Source organism: Cloacibacterium rupense, from assembly GCF_014645495.1.
Classification (GTDB): domain Bacteria; phylum Bacteroidota; class Bacteroidia; order Flavobacteriales; family Weeksellaceae; genus Cloacibacterium; species Cloacibacterium rupense.
The window spans coordinates 111,532-121,706 of sequence record NZ_BMLV01000007.1 but is presented as its reverse complement, the minus strand read 5'-3'; the positions used below and the strand labels follow the sequence as shown (position 1 = coordinate 121,706).

Below are 10,175 nucleotides of genomic sequence, written 5' to 3'. Positions count from 1 at the left end.
CATATCGTAAAACCAGGTCAAGGTTTTATAGTAAGAGCCAGTGGAGCTTCTAAAGTTTTAGACTTTAAGAATAGCCAAAGAGAAAGAGACCCTAACGGATATTTTTTTAACAATAGCCGTGTATCACAGAAAGGTAATGATAGGTTTTGGGTTCAACTCAAGACCCCGCTGGATTTGGTAAATACCATATTAGTAGCATACAAAAAAGGGTCAAGTCTAGAGTACGAAGAATCTTATGATGCCAAACTCTTGATGGTTACCCCAGATTCATTTTATAGCCAATTAGGAGAGAATAAAATGATGATTCAAGGTCGAGGATTGTTTAGTGAAACAGACAAAGTAGCGTTGGGATTTTCGGCATATAAGTCCGGTACCCATACCATCTCTATAGCAAAGAAAGAAGGATTGTTTGATAATAACCAAGCGGTTTACCTGAAAGATAAAAAGATGAATACCATGGTGAACCTAATAGAAACCGAATACCGCTTCGAAGCGACTCCAGGGAATGATGCTGATAGATTCGAAATCGTGTACAGACCAGATTCAACGTTATCAACAGGAGACCATTCGCAGTCACAGTTGCAAGTTTACCAGATAGAAGGCTGGGTGGTGATAGAAAGTCCAGAAGGATTGAGCAGCGTTTGGGTAACTGATGCTACGGGAAAACAGCTTTATCAAAGTGAAGTCAATGGCAAAACGGCACGCATCCAAGCTAGTCATTACCCATCAGGACAGTACTACATCACCGTAGAAACCTCAAGTGGACAGAAACAGACGAAAAAGATTTTGAAGAAGTAGGAGGGTTATTAGTAGATTGCTTCTAGCGTTTGGCGTCTGGCATCTAGCTTCTGATTTCCATTTTCTGAGATTCGAGATCCGAGATTCTAGGTTGGGTTTCCAGCATCTAGTTTATGGCTTATGGCGTCTGGTATCTAGCTTCTGATTTTCATCTTCTGAGATTTGAGATTCGAGATGGGAGATTCGAGTTCATCTAGATTCTAGGTCTGATTTAACATCTGGCTTTTAGCATCTAGCTTCTGACACCTAGCATTTTTTGCATCAAAATCCTTTTCTCATACCAGAAAATGGAAGATTTTATTATCCTTTATCCTAAAGGAAGTAAAATCTTCCATTTTTTAGTCAGCATTAAGCCATCCACCATTGGTATTCACTCATACGCAACTTATCTATTATCCCAAATTGTAATCAGAAGTCTTTAATGTATACTATTTTGATTTTTAATAGTTTCTGTTGATAAATGAACGAAAATTAACAATAATTAATGAATTTTTTTTTGTAACTATGCCATTCTTTTTCCAACTTTGTTGGAGGAATTGGGTTAATTACTAAATAAACACTATTTGAAGATAAATGAAGAAATTTTTACTGCTTTTTTTTAGGCTTAGCTCAGCCTTGTTTTTTACTTTTTTGTCAGTTTTTGGGTGGGGGCAATGGACTTATGATTTTGGTACAGGAACAGGAACTTTTAATACAAGCAATACTGCAAGTACAACTTTTTTAACATCTACGCCATCTGGAGGGGGTACTTATAGAGTAAAAATGGGTAATGCTGTAGGAGGAAGTTTTGTTTTAGCAAATCCTGGAACCACTTTGGGGACTGCTACTGAATTGCAAGTTCAAGCATCAAGTTCGACATCTACAAATAAATTTGGAGTTTATGACTGGACTGGTCCAACTACTGTTGCGTATTTAAAAGCCAAAGTTAGAACTACTTCAACAGGAAATGGTAATTTAAATATTTCTTTAGGGGTTAATACTATTGCAAATGATAATCAGGGATATACTTCTCATTATAATAATTCAATAACTTCATTAACGATAGCTTATACTTCTGGAGCAATAAGTAGTGTGGTAAGAAGGAATTCAGGAGCTAATACTACTATTACATCATCAGGTTTTGCTAAAGATACCAATCAGCAGATAGAAATTTATGCTAATAATGGTGCTGCTTCTACTTCTTATTATAAAGCAGGAACTACTTACACTCTTGCTACTAAAACATGGGATTTATGGGTGGATGGAACTAGAGTTGTAACAAATGGTGCTACAGCAAATACTTTAGCAGCTGGAACTAGTCTATCAGGTTTTTCTTTTTTTGCAGAAAGTAGTACAGGTAATGCTGCATATTTTTATATTGATGATTTAGAATATAATAAAACTTTACCAACAGTTGTTGCGCCAACAGTTACCACAACCGCCGTTTCTTCTATTACAGGAAATAGCGCTTCTTCTGGGGGTAGCGTAACCGCAGATGGTGGTGCTTCGGTAAGTGCAAGAGGTGTGTATTTTGGTACTTCTGCTGCGCCTACTTCTGGTACTTCTGATGGTACTGGTACAGGTACTTTTAGTAGTTCACTTACAGGTTTGTCTGCCAATACCCAATATTTTTATAGAGCGTATGCCACTAACTCAGCAGGTACAGGTTATGGTACAGAAAGCAATTTCTACACATTAGCCAATGTTCCTACAGCGCCTTCTGTTACCAATCCTACTCCTAATACGCTAGATGTAACGGTAGGTTCGGGAGATAGCAACCCTAGTACAACACAATATGCAATTCGCCAAAAAAGTTCTGGGCTATATGTTCAGGCAGATGGTACTTTAGGAGCTACCGCAGTTTGGCAAACAGCTTCGGCTTGGGGAACCAAAACGGTAACTGGTTTAGCTTCTTCTACCAATTATAATTTTGATGTAAAAGCAAGAAATAATGATACTACGCCTGTAGAAACAGGTTTCGGAGCAGAAGGAAACAATACTACTGCTGCTAATTCTACCATAGATTGGGGTAATTTACAATGGCCTACTACACTTTCTGTAGATGAAGGAGGCACTACTGCTACTGTATATGCCAGAGTTTATGAGGCAGGTTTAACACCTACTGCAGGAGCGCCTGCTAATGTAGAGGTTTGGATTGGGGTTTCACCAATTGGTGCTGCTGCTAATTCAGATCCTTCTACTTGGACAACTTGGGTTCCTGCATCATGGAGCTCTCAAGTAGGCAATAATGATGAGTTTACGGCTACTATTAATACTACTACTTATAGTTTAACTCCAGGAACTTATAGATATGCAACTAGAATTAGATTGAATTCTGGCTCTTATTCTTATGGAGGTTATAACGCAGGAGGTGGCGGATTTTGGGATGGTACTACCAATGTAAGTGGTACGCTTACCGTAAATTCTAATTTGGTAGATTATTGTAATGTTTCGCCTTCAGGAACTAATAATTCTGACGAAGGAAAAGTATTTACAGTATATTCTGATGTCTATGAACCAGGTGTAACACCAGGAGCTGGTGCAGGAGCTGGCATTACGGCATGGATAGGTTACAGCACTTCTAACACCAATCCTAATGGAGGAGGCTGGACTTGGGTAGCAGCTACTTACCACGGAGAATCTGGTAATAATGATGTTTATAAATTAGACTTGCCATCTAGCCTTACTTTAGGCACTACTTATTATTTTGCTTCTAGATATCGCATCACTGGAAGTACAGAATACAGATATGGTGGTACTGGTGGCAATTGGAATAATGATAACGGTATTCTCAAAATCGTTTCCAATAAAGTAGATTGGGCGAATTTACAATTCCCAGCTTCGGGAACTATTCTTGTAGGAGGTACTTTTAGTGCTTATGCTAGAGTGTATGAGCCAGGTCTTACCAACACAGGAAGTCCAGGTGGCGAAATTACCGCTTGGATAGGGTACAGTTCTACTAATGATAATCCTGCAAATGCAGGCTGGACTTGGGTTCCTGCAACATTCAGTGGAGATTACAGTAATAATGACGAATATACTGCAGAAATAGGTTCGGCTTTGCCTTTAGGAACGTATTATTATGCATCAAGATTCCAAAAAACAGGAAGTTCTGAATATTACTATGGTGGTTATAACGCAGGAGGTGGCGGAGCTTGGGATGGTACTGCTAATGTAAATGGGGTACTCAATGTTACCACTCCAGAAATTAACATCACAGGAAATAGTGTTTCTATTGTAGATGGAGACGCTACACCTTCCACTACTGATGATACCGATTTTGGAACAACTACCGTTTCTACCAATGTAGTAAAAACTTATACGATACAAAATACAGGAACAGGAGTATTGACGGTTTCTAGTATTAACATGACTACGGGAACTAAATTTACAGTTGGGGGTATTACTTTGCCGGCAACAGTAGCGGCAGGAAGTTCTACTACTTTTACTGTTACTTTTAATAGTGCAAGTGCTGGTACATTTACAGATACCGTAACCGTAAATAATACAGACTCTAATGAATCTGTTTATGATTTTGCAGTAAGAGCCATTACTTCTACACCACCATGTGGAGATTTGTTTATTTCAGAATATTTAGAGGGTAGTTCTAATAATAAAGCAATAGAAATTTATAATCCTACTGCTTCAGCGATTAATTTATCTGGGTATGATTTGGTAATATATTCTAATGGTAGTTCTACAGCATCAAGTCCTATTACGTTATCTGGAACAATTAATCCTTATAGTGTGCACGTTGTTGCAAATACAGGTTCTGTTACAGCAATAACTGCAGTAGCAAATCAAGTTCTGGCACTAGGATTCAATGGGAATGATGTGGTTGCTTTGAGAAAATCAGGTGTTTTAATTGATGTTGTAGGTCAAATTGGAAATGATCCAGGTACAGAATGGGGTACAGGTTTACAATCTACAGCAGATAATACTTTAGTAAGAAACTTTTCTGTACAAATAGGAGATTCTAATGGTGCAAATACTTTCAATCCTTCTACAGAATGGACAGGTTATGCATTAGATACTACTACAGAGTTAGGAAGTCATTCTAATTCTTGTGCACCTGCACTGCCAGAAATGAACGTAAAAGGAAATGGTGTTTCTATTGCAGATGGTGATATTACGCCTTCTACTGCAGATTATACAGATTTTGGTTCTGTAGATGTAAGCACAGGTACGCTAGCCAGAACATTTACCATAGAAAACTTAGGAACTGGGGCACTTAATCTTACAGATGCTAGTCCGTATGTTACCATTTTAGGAACTGATGCAGCAGATTTCACAGTTACGGTAATTCCTAGTACACCTGTTGCGGCTTCAGGAACTACTACTTTTGAAATTACTTTTAATCCTTCGGCTACAGGTACTAGAAATGCTTCGGTAAGTATTGCCAATAATGATAGCAACGAAAATCCTTATAACTTTAATATAACTGGGGTAGGTATTAACTCTGCAGAAACAGATATTTACGCAATAGCGTCTTCTGAAACTGCTACTATTTCTTCTCTAGAAAATGATGCACCACTGCTTACCAATGCAGATGGAGTACAAGTATGGCAAATTGGAGTAAGGGACGGTGGAGCTGATTTGACAGATTCAGATAATTTACCTTCTATACTAGATGCATTTACTTTAGCTCAAAGTCCAGGAAATGCTGTAGGAACTTGGACTGATGCCATAAAAGCGGTTGCCTTATTTGAAGGAAATACCAAAATTGCAGATGGTACTGTTACCGCTAATCAAATTCAGTTCACAGGATTGAATTTTTCTATTCCTGACAATTCTGAAAAAATACTAAGCATAAGATTGTCCCTTAAAAATACCATCGGGCCAGACGCTTTTGATGGAGAGGATTTTGGATTTAGTTTGTCTAATGCAAATGCTACTTTCCTGGCTACAGGTTCAGGAAAAGCAGCTTTCACTGCACAAACGTCTGCTAATGGAAGCAATGTAATAGAAATTATTGCTACAGAATTAAGATATATTCAAAATGCTACAACTACGGTTGTAAATGACGCTATGACACCAGTAATAATCTATGCTACAGATGTCAATGGAAATTTAGATAGAGATTATGTTTCTGCTATTACGATTACCAGTACAGGAACATTATCAGGATCGGTTTCAGGAACTTTTGTGACGGGTAGTGTTACTTTTGGCTCTATCATTCATACAGCAACTGCCACAGGAAGACAGCTTATTGCTACTTCTGGAGCGTTTACCAAAACCAGTGCTTTGTTTGATATAGTAACAGCAACTGTACTATCAGCAGGTGACCTCGCAATTTTAGCTGTTAATACGAATGATGCAACTGGAAATGATCAAGTAGCATTTGTAGCCTTTAAAGATATATCACCAGGTACTAAAATTTTCATTACTGATAATGGTTATGAAAGACAATTTGCCAACGAATGGGGAGGAACTGAAGGAGTAATTGAAATTACAAGGACTAATAGTGTTTTACCAAAAGGAACATTAATTGTATTTCAAGCTAATTCTGGGAACGTATTATCAGGCAGTCAATATGACATTTACACTTGCGGAGTAATTGATAATAATTGGAGTAAGAGTGCTATTACAGGAGGTTCTGGATTTGATTTGAATGAAGATGATGATATGTGGATTATGCAGGGAGGTGTCTGGACAAATAGTACCTCTCATCATTCCACTTATTCAGGGAATGTATTGTATGGCTGGACTGAAAGTGGTTGGAATACTGCTCCAGGAGGAGCTTCTGAAACTCCAAAATGGTCAACCATTTTTCCTAATAGTAAATGCTTTACTACAGTTGCGCCTACAGGACCCGGTAAGGTGAAGTTCAATTTACAAGATTTTGTAACCAGTACTACCAATGACCAGTTAGATTGGATTGCTTTGATTAACCAAACTGCCAACTGGACTACTTTTAATGACAATACGTCAGGGACTAATGGTTACAATAATGCATCAAGTTATGATTATAGAGGAAACTCTGGTTGCCCGCAAATGACCATTGCAACGGATGTACATACCAAAGGGAAATGGAACGGAACCAATAATACCAATTGGTTTGATTGTTCGAATTGGGATACTTTAGTGGTACCAGACCAGAATACCAATGTTACTTTTAATAGTACGATTATAAATAATTCAACTATAGATGCTACCGCAGCAGATTCTGATTTGTATGGTGATATTGCCAAAGCATATAATTTAACTATTGATAAATCTCTTATTATTGAAGGAAGTTCTAATAATAAATTAGAAGTCTATGGGAATTTAACCATCAATACTGGTGGTGCTCTAGATATGGATGATGGTAGTGCTGCCACACAAGACGGACAGATTTATTTATACGGAAATTGGACAAACAATGCTGCAGAGGCCAACTTCTTACAAGGCCAAAGTACCGTTCACTTCCTTGGTTCTTCTCCTCAAATTATAAATGCTAATGACCATAACAAAGTGGAAGTTTTTGGAAATGTGGTCTTTGGGAATCATTTTGATACTTCTGTTTCTAATGATTTAATATTAGAAGGAAATCTAACCATTAACTCAGGGAAAATCATTGACATTAAAAGTGCAAATCATTATATAGACGTCTATGGAAATATTATCAATAATGGAATAGTGACGGTAGAAAATGATGCCAATCTTATTCAACGTTCTAATACATCCACTTACTCTGGGAACTCAATTACAGCTAAACGCAACGCCCTAATGAAGCGATTAGATTACACGTATTGGGGTTCACCGGTTATGGGGCAAAACCTTCGAGCATTTTCACCGGGCACCCACCCGAGCAGATACTACACGTATAATGAATCAACCGATGGTTTTACGTATATAGACCCTTATAGCAATAGCTTCAGTGCAGGTATTGGTTATGCCATCCGCGCTTACAATACGTATGATGCGAATACAAAAAGCCCGTTTTTAGGGAGCTTCTATGGCGTTCCTAATAATGGAACAGTATCTGTAAATCTATTGTACAGTGACCCTACCCGAGGTTACAACTTGGTTTCCAATCCCTATCCATCTAATCTAGACCTCGATAAACTCTATGCAGATAATATAACAGATATCACAGGCAGTTTCTATTTTTGGACGAACATCAATCCAAACCCACAGATGCAATACGAGAACTATCCTTTGCCAGGTTATTATAATAACTATGCCGTGTACAATCTATCAGGAGGTAATCCCGCAACAGGCCCCGCAAAATGTGAGTCAGGACCAGGCAATTGTACGGTAGATTCGCCGACACCAACCCATATCGTAAAACCAGGTCAAGGTTTTATAGTAAGAGCCAGTGGAGCTTCTAAAGTTTTAGACTTTAAGAATAGCCAAAGAGAAAGAGACCCTAACGGATATTTCTTTAACAATAGCCGTGTATCACAGAAAGGTAATGATAGGTTTTGGGTTCAACTCAAGACCCCGCTGGATTTGGTAAATACCATATTAGTAGCATACAAAAAAGGGTCAAGTCTAGAGTACGAAGAATCTTATGATGCCAAACTCTTGATGGTTACCCCAGATTCATTTTATAGCCAATTAGGAGAGAATAAAATGATGATTCAAGGTCGAGGATTGTTTAGTGAAACAGACAAAGTAGCGTTGGGATTTTCGGCATATAAGTCCGGTACCCATACCATCTCTATAGCAAAGAAAGAAGGATTGTTTGATAAGAACCAAGCGGTTTATCTGAAAGATAAAAAGATGAATACCATGGTGAACCTATTAGAAACCGAATACCGCTTCGAAGCGACTCCAGGTAATGATGCTGATAGATTCGAAATCGTGTACAGACCAGATTCAACGTTATCAACAGAAGACCATTCGCAGTCACAGTTGCAAGTTTACCAGACAGAAGGCTGGGTGGTGATAGAAAGTCCAGAAGGATTGAGCAGAGTTTGGGTAACTGATGCTACGGGAAAACAGCTTTATCAAAGTGAAGTCAATGGCAAAACGGCACGCATCCAAGCTAGTCATTACCCATCAGGACAGTACTACATCACCGTAGAAAAATCAAGTGGACAAAAACAGACGAAAAAGATTTTGAAGAAGTAGTGGGGCGTATTGAGAGATGGATGATAATTGATGATTGATAATTGATGATTGATTAATGATGGAAGATGAATGATTGGAGTGGTAGTGGTATAATGGGTTAGTGGTGAAGTGGTAAAATGTAAAGTTGTAAAGATGTAAAAATGTAAAGTTGTAAAGATGTATAATGTTTTGCGGTCAACAATTAGTCTCATCATTTATTGCCTGAAAGTCGAAAATCTGAATTTGAAAATTTAAGAAATATAAATATTAAAAGAAAATAAACCATGAAATTAAAGATTTTCTATATTTAGCATTATATTTGCAGATAAATCATCAATAAAAAAAGTAATTATAATCCAATGAGAAATATTTTTTTAGCTTTATTTCTTTTATCATCATACTTCTTGAATGCTCAACAAGAGGATGTTAATACATTTCAACAATCTGAAAATCAAGCCACAGGAACATCATCTAGTGCATTGAGCAGACAAGGAATTGAAAATCAAACAGAAGATGAATCTGGGCCTGGGAACCCTCCAGGAGATGATGAAATTCCAATTGATGATTATTTGCCAATATTAGCCATTGTAGGTACTGCTCTGGTGATTTATCAGTTCAAATCGAAAAAATCTTCCACTTTATAAATATTTATCCGAAAGAAAACTTTCGGATTTTTTGTAAATTGTTGGCCTCTTAATACGATTTAGATGCTACCCGAAAAAAAATCATTCACCTTTCAAGAAATGAAACAAAAATTGGTTAACTATTGTGTTTACCAAGACAGATGCCATACGGAAGTAGAACAAAAAATGAAAGAATTTTTACTCATCCCAGAAGCTAAGGATGAAATTTTATTATTCTTGATTAAAGAGAATTATTTAAATGAAGAACGTTTTGCCAAATCGTATGCTAGAGGAAAGTTCTACCTAAAAAAGTGGGGTAAAAACAAAATAAAACTCCATCTTTTACAAAAAGGAATTACAGAAAAATTAATTCTAAAATCCTTTCAAGAAATTGACCCAATAGATTATCAAAATACCATCGTAGACTTAATTAATAAATTGAAACCCACTTATAAAGGCTTGAAGCTTTATCAGAAAAACCAGAAAATGATTAAAGTTCTCCTCTCAAAAGGATATGAGTACGAAAGTATTTTAGAATGTCTAAATACCGAAGACTAACTCATCAATTACAACTTAGGGTTTAGCTTTGCACAATTCAGTTTTGCCTCATGTGAAATTTGAAATTTGAGATTCAATAGTCAGCTCTCATTATTCCACTTCGCCTTACCTCAGGTCCTTAATCGCTCAATCTGCAACCAATTCTTCATTTCCCCAAAAAAAATGGAATGAATTTTGAAC

Annotated in this window: 4 protein-coding genes; all 4 read left to right on the top strand. The window is 37.2% G+C overall.

The genetic code is table 11. The annotated features are described in order from the left end of the window. Window positions 1-798 (top strand): T9SS type A sorting domain-containing protein (locus IEW40_RS13665; RefSeq protein ID WP_188618676.1); only part of this gene is annotated, 798 nt, incomplete at its 5' end. A gap of 573 nt (window positions 799-1,371) precedes the next feature. Then, window positions 1,372-8,835, top strand: a complete 7,464-nt coding sequence (locus IEW40_RS13660) for a RemA C-terminal-like gliding motility protein (RefSeq protein ID WP_188618675.1) — start codon at window positions 1,372-1,374, stop codon at window positions 8,833-8,835. A 338-nt stretch (window positions 8,836-9,173) separates the two neighbouring features. Continuing rightward, window positions 9,174-9,458 (top strand): hypothetical protein, encoded by a 285-nt coding sequence (locus IEW40_RS13655; RefSeq protein ID WP_188618674.1) that lies wholly within the window; start codon window positions 9,174-9,176, stop codon window positions 9,456-9,458. Between the two features lie 63 nt (window positions 9,459-9,521). Further along, a complete protein-coding gene (locus tag IEW40_RS13650; protein WP_188618673.1) occupies window positions 9,522-9,995 on the top strand; it encodes a regulatory protein RecX in 474 nt (157 codons plus the stop codon). The last annotated feature ends 180 nt before the right edge of the window (window positions 9,996-10,175 follow it).